This window comes from Shewanella psychrophila (assembly GCF_002005305.1).
Classification (GTDB): Bacteria; Pseudomonadota; Gammaproteobacteria; order Enterobacterales; family Shewanellaceae; genus Shewanella; species Shewanella psychrophila.
Genome location: NZ_CP014782.1, coordinates 4096164 through 4119791, shown reverse-complemented (window position 1 = coordinate 4119791; position 23628 = coordinate 4096164). Strand labels below are relative to the sequence as shown.

The 23628-nt window shown below is 43.0% G+C and carries 20 protein-coding genes; 11 read left to right on the top strand and 9 right to left on the bottom strand.

Annotation, left to right across the window (positions count from 1 at the left end):
• The 5 genes from fdx (at position 1) to sps_RS17670 (ending at position 6041) form a co-directional block, all read left to right on the top strand.
• Positions 1-339, top strand: coding sequence for an ISC system 2Fe-2S type ferredoxin (fdx, locus tag sps_RS17690; RefSeq protein WP_077753720.1), 339 nt, complete (start codon positions 1-3; stop codon positions 337-339).
• A gap of 131 nt (positions 340-470) precedes the next feature.
• Entirely contained in the window at positions 471-668 is a 198-nt protein-coding gene (gene iscX / locus sps_RS17685; RefSeq protein ID WP_077753719.1) for a Fe-S cluster assembly protein IscX, read from the top strand.
• 187 nt (positions 669-855) lie between these two features.
• Positions 856-1287, top strand: coding sequence for a nucleoside-diphosphate kinase (gene ndk, locus sps_RS17680; protein WP_077753718.1), 432 nt, complete (start codon positions 856-858; stop codon positions 1285-1287).
• An 852-nt stretch (positions 1288-2139) separates the two neighbouring features.
• Positions 2140-4824, top strand: a complete 2685-nt coding sequence (locus sps_RS17675) for a TonB-dependent receptor (protein WP_077753717.1) — start codon at positions 2140-2142, stop codon at positions 4822-4824.
• A gap of 191 nt (positions 4825-5015) precedes the next feature.
• Complete coding sequence (locus tag sps_RS17670) at positions 5016-6041, top strand: AraC family transcriptional regulator (RefSeq protein WP_169915817.1); 1026 nt, start codon at positions 5016-5018, stop codon at positions 6039-6041.
• A 64-nt stretch (positions 6042-6105) separates the two neighbouring features.
• Here the strand turns inward: sps_RS17670 and sps_RS17665 are convergent, their stop codons facing one another.
• The 5 genes from sps_RS17665 to sps_RS17645 form a co-directional block, all read right to left on the bottom strand.
• Positions 6106-7308 carry an SO2930 family diheme c-type cytochrome gene (locus sps_RS17665; protein ID WP_077753716.1) on the bottom strand — a complete coding sequence of 401 codons (1203 nt, stop codon included), beginning with the start codon at positions 7306-7308 and terminating at the stop codon, positions 6106-6108.
• Positions 7309-7424: 116 nt separating this feature from the next.
• Positions 7425-10064, bottom strand: a complete 2640-nt coding sequence (locus sps_RS17660; protein ID WP_077753715.1) for a parallel beta-helix domain-containing protein — start codon at positions 10062-10064, stop codon at positions 7425-7427.
• A 347-nt stretch (positions 10065-10411) separates the two neighbouring features.
• Positions 10412-12208, bottom strand: a complete 1797-nt coding sequence (locus tag sps_RS17655; protein WP_077753714.1) for a two-component system response regulator — start codon at positions 12206-12208, stop codon at positions 10412-10414.
• 212 nt (positions 12209-12420) lie between these two features.
• Positions 12421-13539 carry a DUF481 domain-containing protein gene (locus tag sps_RS17650; protein WP_077753713.1) on the bottom strand — a complete coding sequence of 373 codons (1119 nt, stop codon included), beginning with the start codon at positions 13537-13539 and terminating at the stop codon, positions 12421-12423.
• Between the two features lie 194 nt (positions 13540-13733).
• A complete protein-coding gene (locus sps_RS17645) occupies positions 13734-14375 on the bottom strand; it encodes an arylesterase (RefSeq protein ID WP_418346670.1) in 642 nt (213 codons plus the stop codon).
• On the opposite strand from sps_RS17645, the gene sps_RS17640 reads away from it, so the two are divergent.
• The 3 genes from sps_RS17640 (at position 14353) to sps_RS17630 (ending at position 18413) form a co-directional block, all read left to right on the top strand.
• Positions 14353-15105, top strand: a complete 753-nt coding sequence (locus sps_RS17640; RefSeq protein ID WP_077753712.1) for an ABC transporter ATP-binding protein — start codon at positions 14353-14355, stop codon at positions 15103-15105. The two genes, sps_RS17645 and sps_RS17640, sit on opposite strands and share 23 nt — an antisense overlap.
• Positions 15105-17558 (top strand): ABC transporter permease, encoded by a 2454-nt coding sequence (locus sps_RS17635; RefSeq protein ID WP_077753711.1) that lies wholly within the window; start codon positions 15105-15107, stop codon positions 17556-17558. Before sps_RS17640 ends, sps_RS17635 begins: the two co-directional genes overlap by 1 nt.
• Before the next feature lie 201 nt (positions 17559-17759).
• Entirely contained in the window at positions 17760-18413 is a 654-nt protein-coding gene (locus sps_RS17630) for an START domain-containing protein (protein WP_077753710.1), read from the top strand.
• 45 nt (positions 18414-18458) lie between these two features.
• Here sps_RS17630 and sps_RS17625 read toward each other — a convergent pair whose 3' ends face one another.
• Positions 18459-19373 carry a TIGR01777 family oxidoreductase gene (locus sps_RS17625; RefSeq protein WP_077753709.1) on the bottom strand — a complete coding sequence of 305 codons (915 nt, stop codon included), beginning with the start codon at positions 19371-19373 and terminating at the stop codon, positions 18459-18461.
• A 222-nt stretch (positions 19374-19595) separates the two neighbouring features.
• The gene (gene folX / locus sps_RS17620; RefSeq protein ID WP_077753708.1) at positions 19596-19970 is read right to left on the bottom strand and encodes a dihydroneopterin triphosphate 2'-epimerase; all 375 of its coding nucleotides are present in this window, start codon (positions 19968-19970) and stop codon (positions 19596-19598) included.
• A gap of 95 nt (positions 19971-20065) precedes the next feature.
• Between folX and sps_RS17615 the strand changes: the two genes are divergently transcribed.
• On the top strand, positions 20066-21145 hold the full coding sequence (locus sps_RS17615) for an AI-2E family transporter (protein ID WP_077753707.1): 1080 nt from the start codon (positions 20066-20068) through the stop codon (positions 21143-21145).
• 85 nt (positions 21146-21230) lie between these two features.
• Entirely contained in the window at positions 21231-22145 is a 915-nt protein-coding gene (locus tag sps_RS17610) for a class I SAM-dependent methyltransferase (RefSeq protein ID WP_077753706.1), read from the top strand.
• Between the two features lie 100 nt (positions 22146-22245).
• Here the strand turns inward: sps_RS17610 and sps_RS17605 are convergent, their stop codons facing one another.
• A complete protein-coding gene (locus sps_RS17605; protein ID WP_077753705.1) occupies positions 22246-22470 on the bottom strand; it encodes a hypothetical protein in 225 nt (74 codons plus the stop codon).
• A gap of 326 nt (positions 22471-22796) precedes the next feature.
• On the opposite strand from sps_RS17605, the gene sps_RS29085 reads away from it, so the two are divergent.
• Positions 22797-22931 carry a hypothetical protein gene (locus tag sps_RS29085; RefSeq protein ID WP_257788636.1) on the top strand — a complete coding sequence of 45 codons (135 nt, stop codon included), beginning with the start codon at positions 22797-22799 and terminating at the stop codon, positions 22929-22931.
• 97 nt (positions 22932-23028) lie between these two features.
• Here sps_RS29085 and sps_RS17600 read toward each other — a convergent pair whose 3' ends face one another.
• A complete protein-coding gene (locus sps_RS17600; protein WP_077753704.1) occupies positions 23029-23451 on the bottom strand; it encodes a hypothetical protein in 423 nt (140 codons plus the stop codon).
• Positions 23452-23628: the final 177 nt, after the last annotated feature.

Genomic DNA, 23628 nt, shown 5'->3' with positions numbered 1-23628 from the left:
ATGCCACAAATTGTATTTCTACCCCATGAAGAGCTGTGTCCAGATGGTGCAGTCGTTGAAGCTAATGTTGGTGAAACAGTACTTAATGTTGCATTGAAAAATGGCATTAATATCGAGCATGCATGTGAGAAAGTGTGTGCATGCACAACTTGCCACGTGATCGTTCGTGAAGGATTCGATGAGTTAGAAGAAAGCGATGAGCTCGAAGATGACATGTTAGATAAAGCTTGGGGACTCGAGCCTGAGAGCCGCTTATCCTGCCAGACGAAAGTGCCAGAATGTGATCTTGTTGTCGATATTCCTAAGTACACAGTGAATATGGTAAGTGAGGCTAACTAGTCTGAACACGCAACTTGTGTCTACTAGACAGTAATCGAAGATAGTTAAGCCAGTCTCTGAGACTGGCTTTTTTATGGGGTGAGATGCCAGCTATACTCTAGTCATCACAATTTATCCCCGAGGGGCAGGATATGCCATTAAAGTGGATAGACTCACTCGATATTGCCTTAGACTTGTTGGAAATGTATCCGGAAATTGATCCAGAAACAATCAGATTCACCGATTTGAGAGAATGGATCTTAGCACTGGACTCTTTCGAAGATGATCCAGAACATTGTAATGAGCGCATACTGGAAGCCGTTCAAACCTGCTGGATAGCTGAGAAGTGAGGGCTAGTTGTCTATTTTTGCATCGAAATCCTTAGTGTTTTGGTTTAGTTCGGCCTTGAATAATGATGAAGCAGAATAAAGTTAACGCAATATTACATTCCCTGGCCTATAAAGGTAGGTTTTTGGTGTCAAATTTCGTATAATCCGCGCGAAAATTAAAACCTGTTTATTATGAAGGAAGCTTCTCATGGCTATCGAACGTACTTTTTCTATCATTAAGCCCGATGCTGTTGCAAAAAATAACATTGGCGCTATCTACAACCGTTTTGAAACTGCTGGCCTGAAAATCATCGCTTCTAAAATGGTTCACCTAAGTAAAGAGCAAGCTGAAGGCTTCTACGCCGAGCACAGCGAGCGTCCTTTCTTTGGTGCTCTAGTAGCATTCATGACTTCTGGTCCTATCATGGTTCAGACTCTTGAAGGCGAGAACGCAGTTCTAGCTCACCGTGACATCTTAGGTGCTACTAACCCAGCTGACGCTGCACCTGGTACTATCCGTGCTGATTTCGCTGAAAGCATCGATGAGAACGCTGCTCACGGTTCTGATTCTGTTGCTTCTGCTGAGCGTGAAGTGGCTTACTTCTTCAGCGCTGAAGAACTTTGCCCACGCACTCGTTAATTCGACGCTGAGTAAAGTTGAAAGGGAGCCTTATGGCTCCTTTTTTATTGTCCGTATTTTGATACTCGCCTCATAGCCTCTAGAGCAGTAGAGTGTTGCTTACGGGACACTGGCTCATATCGATTGATGTTGCAAGATAATGTCGCTTTTACTCTCGCTCGTAATTCCATTTTCTCCTAAGTTAAACCCCTTCTCAGTTGTTAATAACTTGTTTTTATTGTTCGTATTGTTTGGTTGACCTTACTTTGCGCGAAATCTCACTCTTACAAGCTAACTAAACTCATTCAAGTATGTTTCTAAATTGTTTCCTGTCTGGTTGTGGGGTTTCAGTATCACCTCATAGTTTTAAATCTCGAAGAATGGACTGTTATACTTATTTTATTTCGTTTTAAGGTGAGGTTTATAGTTATAGTTCTTATTAAATTGTCATTTAGTTGTTTTATATTATTCTTCATATTTTAAGTATAGTTATTTAATTAACTTATTTAAAATAATGCTCACATAAATTTCAATATGTATCTGCCTTGTGTGTTTATTTATAACAATATTGATCTCATTCATTTGGCGCTACAAAGTGATTATAAGGTTATGTTTTTAACTGTTTTTTCTTTTTGCTTTTGGTTTTTTTAATATGTCTCACATTTTTAAATGTATCAATTATTATCATTTAAGTTGTTTGGTTGTAATTAAAGTTGACTTAAATGACGTATTTCAACAGTATTTAACTCGAAGGTGTTAACTGTTGAACTACAGTTTTATAAAAATTATAAACAATAAAATAATAATTATTATCACGGTGCCATTATTAATCGTTCAATTATTAATTAATGTCTAAATGATGAGGGAGAATATATGAACTCAATGACCTTAACAGCAAAAGCAGTACGCGTAGGTTTATTTGCCGCAGCAACAACAAGTGTTGCATTTTCTGGCTTAGCGTTTGCTGAAGAGCAAAATGATGGTGCAAAAGTAGAACGAATTTCTGTTACTGGTTCGCGTATTAAACAAGTTGATATGGAAACATCATCTCCAGTAACGATTATCAGTGCAGCTGATATTGCCATGACAGGCGAAAAGACGGTTGCTGATGTATTGAATAATTCGGCGATAAACAGTTTTGGTTCATGGCGCGGTATGTCAGGTTATGGTGCCGGCAGTAGTGCTACCAGCAGTGTTAACCTTCGTGGTCTTGGATCTTCGGCGACATTAATATTATTAGATGGTCGTCGTATGCCGGGTACAAGTTCAAGCTCAGGTGCAACGGCTGATACTTCTCAGATCCCTATGGCAATTGTTGAACGTATTGAAATTCTTCGCGATGGTGCATCAGCTGTATACGGTTCAGACGCCGTTGCTGGTGTTATTAACATTATCACTAAAAAAGATTTTCAAGGTGTTTCAATTGATTTTAGTACAGAGCAGCCAAGTGTAGATGGCGGCGATGCAAATCGTTTCTCACTTGCTGCAGGCTACAACACAGATAAAGGTAATGTGACATTCACTTATGAATATTACGACACTAAATCTGTGATGGATAAAGATATTTGGGCATTAGATGATCCTAACTATGAAGGATATAGCTCATTCAGTTCAGTTCCTAATGGTTATTATGATACTGGTAAACTTGATGAGAATGGCAAAGCTATTTATGACTTCTATACCAACTCAGACATGTGTGATCAGACAGAGAATGTCACTGATTGGCATGATGGAGAAAATAATGGCCGTTGTGGTTATAGTTATGGTGAAGTGACTAAGTTATTTGGCGATGTAACTAGAAACTCTTTCATGACCACTTTTGATTATGAAGTTACAGAGAACATCCAGTTCAGGGGGAGAGGCTCTGCGTCGTTAACTGAAACAAATACTCGTTATGCCGCTACGCCTGTGTCTACTAACTATCCTGTGATGGGGGCTGATAACCCTAATAACCCAACAGGTACTGATATGACCCTCTATATGCGATCTGTTCAGATAGGTGAGCGAGATACGCTAACAGAAGGCAATAACTTTGATATTTTGGGTGGTTTTGTTGGGTTTAGTGATGTGGGTAATGGTATTGATTGGGAGATAAATGCTCAGCACTCTTCATCGACGACTAACTCTTTTAATTATAACTTAATTAATGACAGTATTGTTCAAAGTGAAATCGATACTGGTAACTATGATGTATTTAATACAACAGGAATGAGTTACGAAGATTGGAATGCTCAAATGACTGATCTTTACGGTAAAGCTGCTCATACTGGCGTCTATCAAGGTAAATTCGATAGCACTCAATTTGACGGACTCATATCTAGTACTTTGTTTGAAGGTGACAGCGTGGTTGTTGCTGCTGTCGGTGGTCTAGAGTACGAGATGATTAATTTCTCTCAGGTAAGTGATCCTGAATCTGCAGCTGGGATTATCTCAGGTGGTTCTGGTGGCGATGATGTTGATGCAGAGCGTACCCGCCAAGCTGCGTATGCTGAGTTTCAAGTTGGATTACCTGCAAATTTCGATCTGTCTGCAGCATTAAGATATGAGCGTTACGAGCAAAATGGTAATACCAATAATGGTAACCAAGAGTCGACATTTGATGCAGTCGTTCCTAAATTAGGGTTAAGCTGGCGTCCAGTTGATTCGTTACTACTTCGTGCGAGTTACGGTGATTCATTCCGTGCGCCTAACATGGGGGAAATGTTTGCTTCTGAGGCATTAAGTTTCGAAAGTACAATGGATACTGTTTGGTGTGATGATAATACAGATGCAAATTACTGTCGTTCTACTCAACAGCACAAGACACTATACGGTGGTAACCCTGACTTAGAAGCCGAAGAAGGTAACTCATTTACATTGGGCGGAGTGTGGAATGCAACAGATGCATGGAACATTGAGCTTTCTTACTACAGCATCAAATATGATAACAAGATAGAAATTGTTGACGTTGCTGACCTTGTAAAAGAAGAAAGTGAAAACGGTGGTTCAGAATATATTAAACGTGGAGCTGATGGAAAAATTGAGACGATTCACAGCCAGTATCGAAATTTAGCAAGTGTTAATACTTCAGGTATTGATTTTGTGACAGGTTACAATTTAGAGACTGGCGTTGGTGATTTCAGATTTAAAGTTGAGATGACTAAGATTTTGTCTTTTGAAGAGCAGCAAAAGCCAGATGCTGAAACGGTTGATTGGGTTGGAGAAGTTGGCAGACCTGACTTACGTGGTAACTTTATGGTCTCCTGGGAGGGTGATAATTTCCAAGCTGCATGGAACACAGTGTATATTGGTGCTCAAGATGCTGATTTTACCAATGAATACTATGGCAGAACTGGCACGGGTTATGAGTATGCTGATCGTCCTGATTATTTCAAGCATAATGTACAGGTAAGTTACTATCATGACTGGAATGGTTCATTAACTCTGGGTGTAAATAACCTATTTGACGAAGAAGCGCCAAATGACTTCGCTGAGTATCGTGATTATCGTGATGCAGATACCGGATTATATGATGTGTTAGGTAGAACTTACTTCTTACGTCTTAACCAAAAATTCTAGTCTATTAAATTAGATTTAACCTCAAAACCTCCGCTTGTCGGAGGTTTTTTTATGTTTAATTTATGTCGCCTTTTGACGTAACTTTTTAACATATACCCGATTTTATTCGTGAAACCCGCAAAAATGTCTTTTCAACAGACGTTAATTCTTATACAAAATGGCTCAAGATAATAAAAAGAAGCAGGTTGTGGATGAAGCAGGCTCAGAGTTATAAGCAGAACATGATGGTGGGGGATCAGTCCTACCCAGCTTACCAATTACGCAATGTTCTGGCTTATCTCCGTCAGCACTATGGTGAAGAGGTGGTTGAACTATTGTGCTCTCAAATTGGAGTCGGTGAGCAAGAATTAGCACATCAGCAGGTCATCTACGTATGGCAAGCTGATTTCGCCATGGAGTTTCTGCAGACAACGACTCACGACGCCGAAATCGGGGCCAAAGTGGGTCATCAATATTCGGTGGAAGATTTAGACTTCTTACTGAGCTTTTTTAATCGTTGTGAGACCATAGGTGAGTGTCTGCAGTTTGTACTGACGCATCCTGAGCTGGTTGGCAGTTTTACCGATACCTTAGTCAGTAACGAAGATGGAAAATTGCATGTTCGTTGGCTTAACACGGGAAAAATCAAATCTGAACGTTACTCATGTCAGTTTCAGCACAGCGTTTGTGGTTTGCTAACAGTAGGTAAAGGTTTGGCGGGCCAAGCCATTTTAGCCGATAAAATATTTTTGACTGAAACACAAAGAGACGCCGAGTTCTTATCTTCGGTTACTGGTGCTGAGGTGATATTTGGGGCTGAATTTAATGAATGGACGATAGATCATAAATATCTGTCACTTCCTGTGACTTATTGTTTCGACACCAGTAATACTAATACGACTTCAAACCAGCAAATTTCCTATATCCAAGTGTTGCTCGACGAGTTGCGTCAGTCTTTTCCAGATTGTCCAAATATGGATCAGATGGCAACGAGTCAGAACATCAGTAGTCGAACTTTACGTCGTAGAATCTCACAATCAGGTACCAGCTATCAGAAATTAGTTGATCAGGTTCGCTGTCAGGCTGCCATAAGTTTGATCTTATCGGGCCACAAGAGCATAGATGAGATAGCCGAAGTGATGGGGTATGGGGAAGTCAGCCATTTTCGGCAAAGCTTTAAACATTGGCTGGGTCACCCCCCCGGTCATTTTTTGCGTCTGAATGAGAAGCTTATTTAAATTCACTATGAACTATGAACTATGAAAAATCCTAGATTCTAGTCACTAGGATTCAGCCTCTAGCCTACCATTGGCAGTTGCCTAAGGATGGAGGTAGAGTATCTATCCAGCTTTTTATGATTTCTACCGCTTCGGTGTGACTTAAGCTTCGACCCAAGGGCGGCATCCTGTCTTTAGGTTCGCTGAGCTCTTGTCTGTAAGCAATTATGGAGTGCTCACCATCACCCGGGACAATATCGTAAGATAACCCCTTAGCGCCACCATCCCAGCCTGGTGGCTGTTTGCATATGCCGTATTGGTAGCTTGTGTGGTCGATATTAAACCCTAATCTGAGTCCTGAAATACTGGCAAAGCCTTCGGCTCTGTGACAGTGGGCGCAGTTGATATCTAAGTAACCTTTCACCCTAAGAGTAAGATTGGCGTCGGTATCGAACAGATTAGGCGCATGAGTTATCTCTGTCGCAATCCCGCTGGCAATGTCATCCGCATTTGGTAAGCCTGTCAGCATGAAGAGGTTCTGCCACAGAGTTAATTGATTAACGGTTTGACCTCGGTAGTCAATATCGTGATTGAGCAGGTGGGCTTTGAGTCCTATGGGACTGATAAGGCTACTCTCGTCGCGATTTAATTGGTGGCATAGCTTACATTCTGCGCGGCTGGGAACATGATAATCAAAGGTTTCTGTCTTGCCTTGATGGTTTACGCTATGAGGGATGTCGGCGCCAGCTTGAATGAGAGTCGCTTTGCCGTCTTGCCAAAGATAGGTCAAGGTCGTCCAGCCCGTTTCTCTTCGGATCAACAATCTAGTTTCTATCAATACTTCATTTTCGGCGCCGCTGACTTGAGTGTCATAGGGCATGGAAAAGGTCTTAGTCAATACAGTGCCTATGGGGAAATCGAAGGCTTCACTGGGATGAAAGCTGGCCTGTTTACCTTGTGGAATGAAGACAAACCTGTGCTTGTTGGCGTAGTTAGTAAATAACTGGGTCGAAAGGTGGTACAAGATCCCTGGGGAAGCAGGGCTCGATGTTGGGGTACTCGGATCAATAAATAGTCCATATTGGGCCAAGTTATCGCAATTTTCAGTTAACAGGGCATCCCAATTAATTGTACTGGTGCCAAGCTCACAAATTGATGTTGGTGAGGGGGGAGTCGGTGTGGCAGGTACCTCTGTAACTGGGTCTTGTTGGGCACTAGAGTCATTGTCTGAGCCGCCACAGGCAGTTATCAGTGTGATGATCAATAATAGCAGACTTGAGCTTCGCATAGCAGCACCTATAATTTTGATGGTGAGAGGGTGGAGTTAAATAGATTGGTATTAAAGAAAAAGCCGGGGTTAGCCGGCCTTGTTTGAGTAACTGCTTATACTGGTTAACTCAGTGGTTACGGTGAGCAAGTCGCTACAGGAAGCCTTTTGATCCATTCATGGATAAGCGCAACACCTTCACCGTGTGAAAGACCCCGGCCAATCTCAGGCATGCGATCCCCGGGAAGATTAGTCTCCATTCTGAAATGTAGGATAGAGCTTTCCGGAGCTGTTGGTACAATATCGTAACCTAGCTCTCCACCGCCATAGGCGACAGGAGATTTACAGGTACCGTGACCGTCAGCGTAGGGTCTCCAATATTCCAGTGTGAGGCCGGTGTTGGAAGCGTTGCCCTCGGGGCGATGACAATGGGCACAGTTCACATCCAGATAGCCTTTGGCCGTGTCCATCAGCTGCTCATCGGTTAATGAAGCTAACCCAATTTCATCGCCATCTGAATATGCCGGCACAGTATCGATAGTCGCCACATCGGGAACACCTTGGAGTATGCCAACTGACTGCCACTTGAGTAACTGGTTCATGGCACCATCTGCATAGGCATAATCTTTATTCAAGTGACGCGCCTTAGGACCAATTGGTACGAAGACCGCTGGACTGTCGGCATCGGGCTTGAACTGATGACATTGCTTACAGTTGTTCATGCTGGGAACGACGTAATCGAAATCTAAGGTTTCACCGTTATGGACTATCTGCTTACCTTGAATGGCTCCGGCCTTGGCCAGTACAGCATCAGATTGCTCGGAGTTATACACGTAGGGTAGGGCTGTCCAGCCAGTTTCACGACGAATAAGCAAACGGGTTTCGACCATGTCCTCATTTTCGATACCACGTTGACTGGTATTAGCCGGTAATGCGAAGGTTTTACTGATCACTGTCCCTACCGGGAAGTCCATGCTTTCCTGAGACGAGTAATTCGCTACTTTTCCTTCAGGGACAAACACAAAACGATATTTACTTGAGTAATCGGTAAATAGTTGCGTGTTCATATCGTAGGGCATGCCAGATGAGTTTGCGCCTGTAGAGGGATCTTTCGTATCGGCAAACAAATTGTAATCAGATAGTTTAGGGCAATTGGCACCCAGCAACGCATCCCAGTTGACCTCAGAGCCGGTTGTTTCACACAACGTCAGATCACCGTCACCGACTAAACCACCTTCACCCTCACCTATGCTTCCGCCGCCACCGATTAGGATGCCACCGTCACAACCGGCGACATCATCATCGACGCCACAACCAAATATTTCATCACCAAATGTTACCGTATGAACCGGTAGGCTGACCTGAGCACATTTCAATAGATCGGTTTGTGTCGGCTCAAACAAGACATCAGCGATATTCATGTCTGTATTGTCGTTGGCGTAGAGGCGACCTATCGACACATCACCATTATTACTGGCACAGACATCATCACTGCCATCTGTGGAAAATGGCATTTCTTGTAGGCCTAAATAAGCCGCGGTGCCGTTGTTTGACAACATCTCACCTAAGCCGTCATAGAGTACACCTGGGAATTGGCCATGGGTGAACAGATAAGCCTTGATGATATCGTCGATTAGGTAACCGTTGGGTTTCTTACCATAACCTGTTATCACATTATCATGAAGGTAGATGTTTCTTGGTGTGGGCCTCCAACCATCTTCGATAGGCTGATTTTCCTGGCCATAGTTGGCCACAAAAGCGCCCATATCAGGCTCGGCAATAAAGAAGCTGGATATGGTTACTGCCATAGTATCGTGGTTAGTTATTTCGTTGTTGAAGATCTCGACATCATCGGTGGACAAAATAATCATACCGGTTCCGGGTGGAACAATATGAACACCAGCCGGATTTGCCGAGGCATTGGCAAAGTTCTTGGTGTTGTTATCATAGATCTTGTTGTTGAAAATTCGGACACTGGATCCGTACCTATGGTTGTTGATTGGTAAGTCGAAGACTAGGATACCACCTGTGTTACCCATGGCTTCGTTGCCGTATACATCGGCGTATTTTGAGTTTTCAATTTCAATACCGGCCACGTTTTCTTTGGCGATATTGTTTCTTACCACTATGTATTGAGACTGGCCGACGTAGATACCAGCATCGGCACTGCCTCGTACATAGCTGTCTTCGATGAGGATGTTTTCACATTCGACAGGGTAGAGGCCGTAGGCTCCATTGCCTTCATCTAATTCGCCTTCCCACACGGTAGCGAGTCGACGTAAGATAATGCCGTTAGTGTTTTTAAGTTTGATGCCGTTGTTTTTGGCTTCATTGACCGACATATCTTGAATGATGATATTGACGGCATTCTGGACGAAAATACCATCGCCGGAAACAGATTCAGAGAAGTCTAATACGGTTTCATCCATACCGTATCCCATGATGGTGATATTTTTAGCATAGGTGCCGTCACCGTCTACATCGCCATCGAACAGCAGGGTCGATGCTATCTTGAAATTCCCTTTAGGCAGTACAATCACATCGTTGGTTTGCGCATTGATCAGCGCTTCCTGAATACGGATGGTGAGGTTCTCTCCATCCTCAATCATGATTGCATTTTCTGGGAAACTGGGTGATGGATCTGGGCTTGGCATAACAGTGCCTTTATCATCTTCGACAATGGGATCGTCATCATCCGATGAACAACCAGCGATACTTAGCGCGACGGCACTGGCTACTAATGTTGGGATTAACCAAGATGGTTTGTTGTTGAACATAGCGTCTCCTGCTTATTTTTATTATTCCTTCCCTAGCTTGCACTGACGTACCATATATGCAATGTGAAATCCGGCCAACAAGTTCATAACATTTCATTGTCAAAGATTGTTGTGGGAGTGTCAAACAGGTGTTTAATATTTTATCTATATAAAACAGGGTGAAGCATGACGAAACTAAACGCAGGAGTCGGATTGGATTTAATTTATTGTTTTCACGCTAACCTGTAGATATTTGTAACTGGCTCCTTCTATCAAGGTAACCCGTATAAAAACATAGATGAGCTTTATTTAGATAGTTGCATCTCTGGGGAAAAGGCTAGGGACCTATCTAGTAGATAAAATTAGATTTAGCAGGCTTTAATCTGAGAGATGTTAGCAAAATCCTTAAATTTAATCTTATCTAGTTTAATTGAAAAATCTTTTATATTAAGAGGTTTATCAAAATAATACCCCTGAATCTGGTCACAGCCAAGTGAAGATAAATATTGATATTGCACTTCTGTTTCCACGCCTTCAGCTACCACTCGCTTTCCCAGTTTATGGGCCAGCATGATGATTGCTTCGACAATTTTACAGTTGTCCTTGCTCTGAGGCAGTTGGTCGATAAACGACTTGTCGATTTTTAACACGTCACAGGGAAATTGCACTAAATAGCTTAGGGACGAATAGCCAGTACCGAAATCATCGACGGAGATATGAATATCGAGATCTTTGAGGTGATTGAGTATTTTTATATTTTCTTCACAGCGCTCCATTAACAAGCGTTCAGTTATCTCTATTTCGAGTTTATTACCAACCACCTGATATTTTCTTAAGGTACCTTGAACGCAGGAAACCAGATCGCCTCGCTGAAATTCTCGGCTTGGGATGTTGACTGAGATCACCGGGACTTCAAGACCCTCTTCTTGCCATTGGCTGATCTGATTAATGACCTTGTCTAGTATATAGCTATCGAGCTTTAGGATCAGATCGCTCTGTTCGGCAACTGGAATAAACTCGTTTGGTGGTATTACGCCGTTTTTAGGATGGTGCCATCTGATCAGCGCTTCTGCACCTGTGACTCTCTGAGTTTTTACATCTACTTTGGGTTGATAGACCATATGAAAATCATCATTAGCTAGGGCTAGTCTGATTTCCTGCTCTAGATATAATCGCTTCTGAGCCTTGGTTGTCATCTCATGAGAGAAATAAATAAAGTTGTTTTTGCCATTTTTTTTGACCGATAGCATGGCGGTTTGGGCATTGCTGAGTAAAGTTTCGCTGTTTCCGGTGAATTGACTGTGGTAGCAGATACCAATACTGCAATAAAGATAAATTTCGTGGTTATCTATCTTCACAGGTATGGTGGTGAGTCTAATTATTTTTTCGGCAACAATTGCAGTATCAGATGCATTCTCTATAAAGTCGAGGTAGATAGCGAACTCATCTTCACCTACTCGGCAAAGGGCATCGTTACTCCTGATGATAGATTGCAATCTGTGGCAGAAAGCGATTAATGCCTTATCACCTAAGTCATGACCTAAGGAGTCATTGATACATTTGAAGTTATCTAGATCGATATAGAGTAGACATACATTGAGTTGGTGTCGACAAGCCCGGGCAATGCTTTTATTCAAATAGGCTTTAAACAGCTCCCGATTGGGTAGGTCTGTGAGCCGATCATAATTTAGTAGGTGGTTTGTCTCAGCTGTGGCTGTATCTAACAGCTGGCTGATCTGTGCCTTCTCTTCATTAGCTTGGCTGATCCTGAATTGATTTCGTGAGATAGCATAGGTGATTGCACGATTGAGTTTTTCGGGTGAACATTCGGCTTTAGTGATGAAATCTATCGCCCCTAAGGCTAATACATCATTAGCTAACTTCTCTTGGGAGTGACCCGTCAATACGATGATAGGCATACTAAGAAGCTGCTTGTTTTGGAGACGTTTCAGGACTTCATTAGCGTTATAGTCGGGGAGTTCATAGTCCAGTAACACACAGTCGAATCGGTTGGCTTTGAGTTTCTCCAATGCGCCTTGCCCTGTGTCAGTACTGGTGATCGATAATGATAATTGCGTATGAGATAAAAGCTCTATAATAACCGCGCTCATGGCGCGATTATCTTCAACTAACAATATGTTTAGTGTTTTATCTTGATTTTTCATCAAAAAGTCCTTTTTTTGATAAGGTAAAACGAATTGGAATATGGACTCATTTGAAGATAGCTAAGGGGCGTATGTTTAGCAAGATCCCCTCGCTGTATGCCTGTTCACAAGACTAAAAAGTCTAATCTGTGACTCTGTGATAACTGCTTGGCATAAAAAAGACCGCATTGCGGCCTGGATAGTGAGTGATTATCCCTTATGTCATCTAGGTATTAAATGTCGATACCGAAACCGATAATGAACTGATAGTCATTTTGCTTAGGGAAGCTCATATCGGCATTTTGCTGTGGTTGGTTGATGTGATCCCAGACTAAAGAAAGATCTAAATCAAACATATCGGTCAGTTCGATAGAGAAGCCGGCTAATGCATGGTGAGTATACCCGCCAGATGCATCACTACCATAGTTAACTCGATAGAGTGTATTGAAGTCAATATCATCTGTGATCTCAGTATCAAAAACGGTTTCAATCACTAGTGCTGCACTGGTTTCACTCTCATTTTGACCCTCTAAAACATCATCAAACTTAGTATAAGTGTATGCAGGACCGCCACTGACGCTCCAGTTCGTTTTGGATGAATCAATAATGTCGTAACCGATACCGAAACCGACCGTAGCCTTGTATTCATAGTTAAGAAAAGGGTCGATATAAATTTCTGCGAAGATAGGACGTAAATAGAACTGCTTAGATAAGTACCAGTCAAAATTGGTGTTAATACGGTGATTATTGATAGTGTTATCACCATCTGTTTTCGAGTAGTTGCCTATATAATCAAGATTATATCTAGACTCTGTAGTGCGACGGAGTGCATTAGCTATGGCGCTATAATCGACTTGATCTGTATTACCTGAACGTAGATTTGCACCTAGGGATATTTTGCTCGACCAGTAGTTCGCTTCTGTTTGCTCACCAGCGATAATCGTCATGATTTGAGTGCGGTCAAACTCAACGTCATCAATAAAAGTCTTGCCCTCTTTAATGAGCAATTTACCTGTACGCGTAGTAAGGTCGGTAAAGCCAACGCTGACGATACTGTGGCTCTGAAGAACCTTAATGTCATCCCAGTCGATGTATAAAGTATCGAGTTCATCACTCTCAAACTCTAATTTGTCATCATAAAGGTTTTTAACTTCACCTTTAAGGAGTTCATTAGAGCTTAGCTGTATCCAATCAAAATCTGCATCAACAGGTGGGGATAAATCGTCTGGATTTAGCTGCACTATTTGAGGCTTTAAGGGACTGGTGGCAAGTGCACTAGTGCTGAAAATTAACGGTAGGCATAAGCCCGCTGCACTGATACAGAACGTGATGGTATTGAATGGGCTCTTCATAAGCCAGCTCCCTGAATAAACTAATTCTAAATATTTGCTTATTCTATATAAAACGCTATTAAGCGGCAATTTTCTGCCGAGTTTATTACTTTTTCGGGAGGTGGAACACAGTTTTAGTCTTTAATAGCTGAAAGCTTAAAGCTGTGCTTGAAATTGGGGCTCGAATTTCGATGGGGCCAGATGGATGGGATGACTTATTGAAAACTTTTTGTCACCCAAGGCTGCACGAATTCGGCAATTTGTTCCTGTGCCTGAGCATTAGGATGGATCCCGTCTCTTTGCATCAATTCGGGATAGATGGCGATATCTTTCATGAAGAAGGGCATAAGGGTTATTTCATGCTCCTCGGCCAACTGGTTATAGACATCGGCAAACATCCGCGCATATCTGGGTCCATAATTTGGTGGGACCATGACTTCACTCAAGAGCACATGTGCATGGGTTTCTTTGGATAACATGATTATTTTTGTAAGATTTTCTTTCAGTTGTTGAGGAGTAAATCCACGTAATCCATCATTACCACCTAATTCGATTAAGACGAGCTTAGGTTTACCTGATTCAAGCAGGGCGGGGAGTCTACGTAATCCGCCTGCTGTGGTTTCACCGCTAACAGAACCATTTATTATTTCATGTTCCGGTAGTTTAGCGCTTAACAAATTGACCCAACCTTTATCTTCATCGATCCCATAGCTTGCACTTAAGCTATCTCCTAGGATTAATATAGGGGCAGCAGATACTTGAATGCTAGTGAATAGGCAGGTTAAGGTCAGCAGAGTCAGCAAGCGTCTAAGCAAGATGGAATAGAAGGGTTTTATGTCAGATATCAGTGCTATCACAGTAAAAAATCTCGTTAAGTCAGTGGCTACCCAAGAGGGAGAGCTTACTATCCTCAACGGCATCAATATGGATGTCAAGCATGGAGAAAGTATCGCCATTCTTGGGCCATCGGGCTCAGGTAAGTCGACCTTGCTTGGCTTACTAGCGGCGTTGGACTCTCCTAGCTCCGGTGAGATCATCTTAGACGGCATTGCCATACAAAATTTAGATGAAGAGAAGAAGGCGGCAATGCGAAAGCAGAAAGTCAGCTTTATTTTTCAGTCATTTATGCTAGTCGATACACTCAATGCCTTGGAAAATGTCATGCTACCCGCCGAGTTAGCAGGAATATCTAAGGCCAAGGAGAAGGCTAAGGCCATGTTAGAGAGAGTGGGGTTAAGTCATAGACTGAACCATTTTCCCAATCAGCTCTCTGGAGGAGAGCAGCAACGTGTCGCAATCGCCAGAGCATTTATTTGTGAGCCAAAGGTGTTATTTGCCGATGAGCCCACAGGCAACCTAGATGCTGCTAATAGTAAAAAGGTGGCTGATATGTTGTTTGAACTTAATCGTGAGAGTTCGACGACACTGGTGCTAGTGACTCATGACTTGGTGTTAGCTAAGCGATGTGAGCGTCAATTGTTGATGGACTCGGGTGAGCTAAGTGAGGCTCGAAAAAAGCATTTAGATGCCACTCAGCCATCGGTGGTCAAGGCGGATAGTGAGCCAGTTAAGGCGGAGGCGAGTTAATGGAGATGAGTCTGGCGTGGCGTTTGTTTAAACGAGAACTCTTGCAGGGGCAATTACTGCTTATCGTCTTGGCGATTACACTGGCTGTGCTATCTGTGACAGGATTAGCACGAGTCAGTGAGCGATTACAACTGGCTATCAATGGCCAAGCATCAAAATTTATCGCCGCAGATAGGATCATCAATTCACCGACTAAGATTGATGAAGCGATTCTGGCCAAAGCCGATGAGATAGGCTTGGAGCGAGTCTCCAGTTTACAGTTTAATTCTATGGTGTTTGCTAAAGATAAGTTTCAATTAGTCACAGTCCGTGCAGTGGATCAAGGGTATCCCCTCAAAGGGGAAGTTGAGCTTAACTCTGATAGCAGTGATCCCTTACCAGGCGTAGGAGAAATTTGGTTTGAGACTCGTTTGGGGGGCTTGCTGAGTTATCCTAAATCCATAGAACTAGGTAATGCCCAGTTTTCTTTGACTGAGGAGATATCTCGATTACCCGATGCGGGGTTTAATCCTTTTGCTTCTTCTCCCGTGGTCTTGATGCGCATGGCTGATGTGGCCGGAACGGGTGTGATCCAGCCTGGTAGTCGGGTGACTTACCTGGCGCAATTTACCGGTGATGGGACTCAACTTAAACGGTTCGAAACTTATGTGAAACCGCTACTCAATAGCAGCCAGCGCTGGATTGATGTGCAAACCGGCGACTCTCCCATTGCCGATGCCGTTAAACGAGCGGAACGTTTCCTCTTGCTAGCCAGTCTATTGGGTATTGCGCTGGCCTGCGCAGCTATTGGCATTGCCGCCCAGCGATATTGTCAACGTCATTATGATGTCGTTGCCATGCTCAAGACTTTTGGTGCTTCGGGTAAGCAGATCCGTACCTTGTTTGGCATGCATTTACTGTTGGTGACCCTACTTGGAGTCGTGCTGGGCTTACTTGGCGGTTTTGTTTTAGATATGGCTATAAATTCTTTCTTGCCGCCTGAGATCTCCGCCTATTCTCCGCCATTCACCAGACCAATATTACTGGGTCTCGCGACGGGCTTTATCAGCGCCTTTATGTTCTCGGCCTACCCCTTAATGCGGTTATTGTCTATTCCGCCATTGCGGGTGCTACAGCGTCAGTTAGAGGGGCTACAACTGGGGATGTGGCTTCATCTTTTATTGAGCCTGACAGCCATGGCGCTGCTGGGGTATCTCTATTCAGGTAGTTTGGTTTTGACTCTGACGGTTGTCGCCGGTGTACTCTTGCTGGGTCTGCTTTTGAGCGTGTTAGGTTTCTTCATGATCCGTATGGGTCATAGTGTGGGCATGAAAACCACTAACCCATTGCAATTAGCCCTTGCGGGCCTGAGACGCAGGGCTAAACAGAATGCCATTCAGCTCGTCGGTTTCAGTAGCGCTCTGGTGTTATTGTTGACCATCTTCGCCTTGAGGCAAGACTTACTCAATGAATGGCAAAAGCAGCTACCCGAAAATGCCCCCAATTACTTTCTCGTCAACATAGCTCCCGATGAGGCTAAGCCCTTAGAGAGCTATCTGGTAGAAAATACAGTTAAAACCACAGATATTTATCCTGTTATCAGAGGCAGATTAACGGCGGTGAATGGCGAGAAGTTTCTCACATCAGAGCAGGTCGAGGCTGGTGTCGAGGGCAGGCAAGGGATCTCACGTGAACTCAATCTCACTTGGCGAGACAGTGTGCCACCAAATAACGAAATTTTAGAAGGGGAATTTAATGTCAATCCCGATGAGGTGTCGGTTGAGTCGGGCGTCGCGGAGCGGTTAGATCTTAAGATTGGTGATAGCCTGACCTACGTCATAGATAACCAGACCTTAGTCGTTAAGGTTGGCAGTATTCGCGCGGTGCACTGGGAGACGTTACAGCCCAATTTCTTTATGATTTTCACCAAGGAATCCCTGGCGAATTTTTCCTATACATCGATGGCGAGTTTTTATCTCGATGATAATAAGCCTGAGGTCATTCTGGACATCATTAAGCAGTTCCCTACTGTTTCCATCATAGATGTGGGCACCATGATCAAGCAGTTGCGGCAGATAGTCGATCAGGTTTCCCTGTCGCTTACCTTAGTGTTAGTGCTGGTGGTTTTGGCCAGTAGCCTGGTAATGATAGCGCAAACTGAGGCGGGCATGGCGACCAGACAAAGAGAGTTGGCGGTGTTACGAACTTTTGGCGCATCGGGCTGGCTATTACGCATGGCCACCGGACTAGAATTTGCTTTATTGGGCACCATAGCCGGGCTGTTAGCTGTGATTGTCGCCGAGTTTATTCTCTACTTGCTCAAGACTCAGGTGTTTGAGTTGAATATTTATATGCACTGGCCTTGGTGGGGAATGGCGCCTCTGTGTGGTGCGATTACGGTTGCGCTATTGGGAGTATGGCGTTGTCGACAATTGTTGAATAAATCCTGTGGTGAACTGCTCAAAGCAGGTTAGAGTTCATTTTTCCACCGAAGGCGAAGCTGTAAGGCTTCGCCATTTTATTCATTTTCCGAGGAGAAGCCTTAGGTTGTTTAACTGATACCAATAGGTATTAGTCATTTATAAGCTTGCTTTTATTCGGTTGGTTTCTGCAATTGAGGAGCTAGATCTATACTCACTGTAATGATATCCAATTGTGAGCCTAGAATTCATAGTATGGCCTTTCTGAAACTGTGTTTCTCGTTATTTATCCTTGGTGTTTTTTCCCCTTCTGAGATCTATGCCGAAGTGCAAAGGGTACAAGCAGCCCCTGGGGATACTTGGGATAAAGCGTCGACAAGAGGCCAAGCTGTCGTTTGGACCCGAGAAGTGCCGGGTACCTCGATCAAAGAGGTGAAACTTGAGGCGGTAATCGATGCACCAATCGAAAGGGTTTGGCGAACACTTACCCGAGTTGAACATTACACTAAATTCTTGCCTTATATGGATGAAATAAAGGTAGTCAAGCAGGAGGGAATGGATCGAGCTTATGTTTACCACAGGATTAATCCGCCCCTTGTGAGCCAAAGAGATTATACCTTACTGGTGGTCAACGAAGTGGATACTGAAAAGGGACGATATTATCGATATTGGACCCAGAAGAACCAGTTCGGACCTAAACCCATAAAGGGCATAGTGCGTTTGTTAATCTGTGATGGCAGCTGGTCTCTTACAGCAAGGGAAGATGGACGTACCCAGGCAACGTATTGGCTATATACAGATTTAGGAGGCAGTATTCCAGCTTGGCTTGCTAATAGCGCTAATACTAGTGGCTTGTATGATATCTTATGGGCCATAGAGGCTAGGGCTCAAGATCTGAATTGGCAATAGTCTTACACTTACCTTTTTGGATGCCTTGGAGTTTTAGAATCGAACTCAATCTATGAGAGAAGCAAATGCCTGCTTTAACTCGGGGTATTTAAATTTAAATCCAGCTTCCTCTGCTCTGGTGGGAAGTACATACTGGCCTTGTGTTAACAACTCTGACATCTCACCCAGTAACAATTGCAACATGATGGCAGGCAAAGGCATTAATGCAGGGCGAGAGAGTGCTTGTCCTAGTAACTTAGAAAACTTGTAATTACTGACGGGAGTTGGGGCAGTGGCATTAAAGATCCCTTGGCATTTTTCCTGATCCAGTAAAAACATGATTAAATTAATTTGATCGTCTTGATGTATCCAACTCATCCCTTGCTGGCCTGTTCCTATGGGGCCTCCTAAACCAAGCTTAAATGGTAAGAGCATTTTGGCTAGTGCACCGCCAGATAGACCGAGTACCAATCCAGTACGAATGATACAGACTCTGGTGCTGTCAGATTGAGCGGATTGGGCAAGCTCCTCCCAGTGAGAGCAAACTCTTAAGGGGAAATCATTAGTGGTTCTTTCATCGAGTGACGTTAACACATAAGATTCATCGATTACCTGAGCGCCTTGCTGACCATAGATACCTATGGCAGAAGCGCTTACTAATACCTGAGGTGGGTTATCACTGGCTGTAATTAATTCAGCAATACGAGACGTAATATCCCATCGACTCTGGCAAATCAATTGTTTTTGTTTTTCTGACCAACGTTTATTAGCAATGGGTTCACCCGCAAGGTTAATCACGGCATCAAATTCGTTAAAGTCTGATAAAGAAGCTAAATTCCCCAGATATTGATGTTCAGCACCGAGTTGGTGATGAGCTGAAGCGGGAGAGCGGGTTAAAATAGTCAGTTTATTTTCATGACTCAGGACTCTGACAAGCTGGTGGCCAATGAACCCTGTGGCACCTGTGATCAATATTTTCATGATTCAGCTTTTCTAAGGATGAAATTAGTCATAGTTTCTATTGTAGCAGAGTGATTTGTTTTGCTTAACTCAGGCTTTGTTCAGCCAGAGGGCTGGATAATCTGTGTAAACTCTGACGTGACAGTATGTTGGGGATGAAATCAAGAACCTGAGATGTCAGGTTCTTGTTCATCAATATGGGATAAACTGGTCCCAATCATCAGGTTAGTATCACTCTTGATGCTAGATCTTGTTATTTTTACTGTAACAGAGGGAGAGAGACACTGAATCTGCGAAGCGAAGGGCGTGAGGCTTGTCTATTTCGACATTTGCAAAATCGACCCAAGAGTGATCGCTGGCGATGTTGAGCACCTGACTCGTAAGGTTCTCTAATAAATTAAATCGATTATGTTCAACTAATTCAATGATTTTTTTGGTGATTGTGCGATAATTCAGCGCGTCTTCCATATTATCACTGTTGCGAGCCTTATTAGCACAGTAATGGATTTCAGCATTGATTAAGATATCTTGTTTGTTTTGGATTTCGTCATCCTTGATACCGATAAACGTCCTAAGTCGTAGATTTTTAATGCGGATGATGGCGATTTCTGGTTTCATACTAGTCATTGCTCCATGCTAAAATTATTTTTATTAAGAGTTATCTATTATTAAGCCTATCAATCTATTAGTTAATCATGAAGGATTAAATTCATATGCCAAGAATTGATACCCAATCAGTTGCATATAAAGGGTTCGCGATCATGGCATTTATCGTCGTGATCTTAGCCGGAATTAAGGCGGCAAGCCCTATTGTTGTACCATTTGTGCTTTCGGCATTCATCGCCGTGATCTGTAATCCGGTTATCACCGGAATGACACGATTTAAAGTGCCCAGATCTTTGGCCGTTCTCCTCTTGATGGTGTTTATTGTCATGATGGGGCTGTGGTTAGCGCAAATAGTCGGTAGCTCTATCAACGAGTTTTCTAATCAGTTACCTCACTACCGAGATCAGCTTGTGGAGCAGTTTGGTTGGATTGTTCAAAAGCTACAGACATTCAATATCATCATCACTAAAGAACAGATCTTGGCTTATTTCGATCCAGGTATCGCGCTCTCCATGACCACCAATATGCTCACGGGTGTCGGTGGCGTGATGGCTAATCTGTTTTTAATCATTCTTACTGTGGTGTTTATGCTGTTTGAGTCTCAGACTTTACCTAAGAAGCTACATTTTGCTCTGGATGATCCAGAGATGAGAATGCAGCAGATAGATAAGTTTTTGCACTCGGTCAATCAGTACATGGTGATTAAGACACTGGTGAGCCTAGCGACAGGTGTGATTGTTGGTTTTGGCCTGGCAATTATCGGGGTGGATTATGCGCTTTTATGGGGAGTCATTGCCTTCCTGTTTAATTACATTCCCAATATAGGTTCAATTATCGCCGCCATTCCTTCTGTGTTATTAGCATTTATTCAACTCGGCCCTGCAGCAGCGGGCGCCACCGCTCTGCTCTATTTAGGCACGAATATGGTCATGGGGAACGCAGTAGAACCTAGATATATGGGCAAAGGTTTAGGCCTTTCTACCTTGGTCGTTTTCTTGTCATTAATTTTTTGGGGCTGGTTATTAGGTTCGGTAGGCATGTTATTATCGGTACCCTTGACCATGATTGTAAAAATCGCCCTAGAGTCGAGTCAGGGAGGAAGATGGCTAGCGATATTGTTGGCCGATGATGTTGATGAGATTAAGCCTAGCGATAACGAGAAAGAAGATATGTCTCAGACCGTTTAATACCGGCGAGACTCGAGTACTAACAAAGCCACCTATACGTGGCTTTGTTGTTTTATAGAGAAATAAATTTCGACAAGTGAGTGAAATGCAATTATTTTTTGATGAATTAAATAAGATGACTCTGGGGGAGGAGGTTAATCGCCTGTTTCATGGTCGAGGTGGCTTATATCCGGGAGCTGAACACATCTGTCTGGATTGGTATCCGCCTGTACTGCTGTTAACGAGTTTTAAGCCCTTAGAGTCTGATTCCTTAGATGTAACAGTTGAATTGATTAAACAGAGGTGGCATGCCCTTAAAGGCTGCGAAGCGCTAAACCTTGTTTATCAGTATCGCAGCGGTGGGTGTACACAAACCGATTTGATAGAGGGGGATGTTCCTGAGAAGCATACTGTTGTCGAAAATGGCGCTAAATACCATGTTCACCTGTTAAAAGGGCAGAATCATGGACTGTTTCTCGATATGAAAAATGGCCGCCAATGGGTGAGGGAACATGCCCAAGGGAAAAAAGTACTCAACCTCTTCTCATATACCTGTGCATTTTCAGTGGCCGCACTGCAAGGTGGTTGTGACAGTGTCGTTAATATCGATATGAGCAAGGGAGCATTATCGATTGGCAAGCAGAATCATCTCCTCAATGGATTTTCGGTTGGTGCACGCTTTTTCGGCCATGATATTTTTAAGTCTTGGGGTAAGTTAACCAAACTTGGTCCTTACGAGATGATCATTGCCGATCCACCAAGTAACCAGAAAGGCAGTTTTGTCGCGACTAAGGATTACTCGAGACTGTTGAAACGTTTGCCTGAATTATTAACGTCCGATGGTGAAGTATTATTGTGTCTAAATGCGCCGGAGTTGAGTATCGACTTTTTGAAGAATCAAGTTGAAGAGTTTAGCCCAAGTTTAGAATTTGTTGAGCTGCTGGCGAATCCAGGCATTTTTGCAGACATTAGTATAGATAAAGCGCTGAAGGTGCTCAAATATAGGCGTAAAAACGGGTAAATCGCATAGGGAATCACACACCAAGTTGAATTTAGAACTGGTGTGTGATTTTTCTAGAAGAATAGCAGGTGTCCGAAAACTAACGACTCGAGGCTAAACATCAATAGCTGAGTCGTTCATGTATTGTAGATTGACCATGAGATTCGATGATATGTTCTACTTTGGCTTTATCTATGTATTTTAAGGCGGATATCTCAGAGAAGAGTCTGTCCTGGACATCAATTGGCATATTCATCATGTCCATAAACATGAATATGTTGAGCGTGTCACCTTGACCAAACAGGTCAACGAGTCTTCCAGCTTCAAATTCAACAAGCGCATTCATCTTATCGCCCTCCATAAAACTCAACGACGTTCCCATAAATATTTATAGGTATCTTTAATTGATAGCACTTCGAGGATTGAACCCTAGATTTTTTGGCTGTAAAAACCTCTCTCTTAGGTCTCAAACGTATAATGACGTGAAAGTCTTTCACCTCATATAACGTTTTTTGATTGGTTTTAGCGAGTTTGTCACTAAATTAGGCTTTCGAATGAAACTAAACTGAAAGTTTTATGTAATTGCTGGTGGATGCCTGATATAATTAAGTCAAGAAGTAAGTAGAGCATCTGCCACTTCCTATCATGGCAAAATGTCATCAAAGTAATGACATGCCTCAGACCTTACAAACTGGATCCGGAGTTGTTATGGAAGTTCAAGAATACGAAAGCGCATACTACCAAGTACAAGATGAAGTGATGGAGTCTTTACCCGTAGAGAAGGATGAAGATGCGTTTTTGGATTAAGGAACAATCCTCAATTCGAGAGTTAATCTAGCGTTCGCTGGAATAAAAATAGCAAGCTTAGCTTGCTATTTTTTTGTCTGGTTTTCTGCTCAATCTTCTAGTTCAGATTGCCTTTCTCAGGTAAGACTTCAATAATTTCCCATTTTGAGCCGATCTTGTGTAGTCGAATGGTTCTATCGTCTATCCAGGTTCTTCCTCCTTTAAGCCCTTGCATCTTCACGATAACGGTAACGTCGTCGGTGAACTTTCTGAAGAAGTCGATATCTATCTCTTCGATCTCCATGGTGACTTCAGTCATGGATAGGTTGAGGACGTGTCTCTGTACCGCCGAAGCAATGTAGTAGTGGCTGAGGACCTCTTTCATGGGGTCACTAACAAATTGCTTGGCCTTGTTAACATCTCGCTCCACATAGATGGCGTGAAAGAAGCCGAGAGAAACCTGTTCAGGTGTTCGGGTCGGCGCGCTATCTTGACTGCAGCCGGCAAGAAAAAGGAGACTAAGTAGGGCGATAACTTTCATATAGGTCAATTTTTATGGCTCGAGTATAGTTTTAGCCAGTATCGCTATTCTGCTGCTGCAAGGCAAGGCTGTTGCTTAAATCACTATTTTAATTCTTGACAGAGAAGCGTTATTCCGTCATATCTGAATGAATAACTTTTACTGGTTATCCACAGAATCTGTGGACAAGTGTGTTGA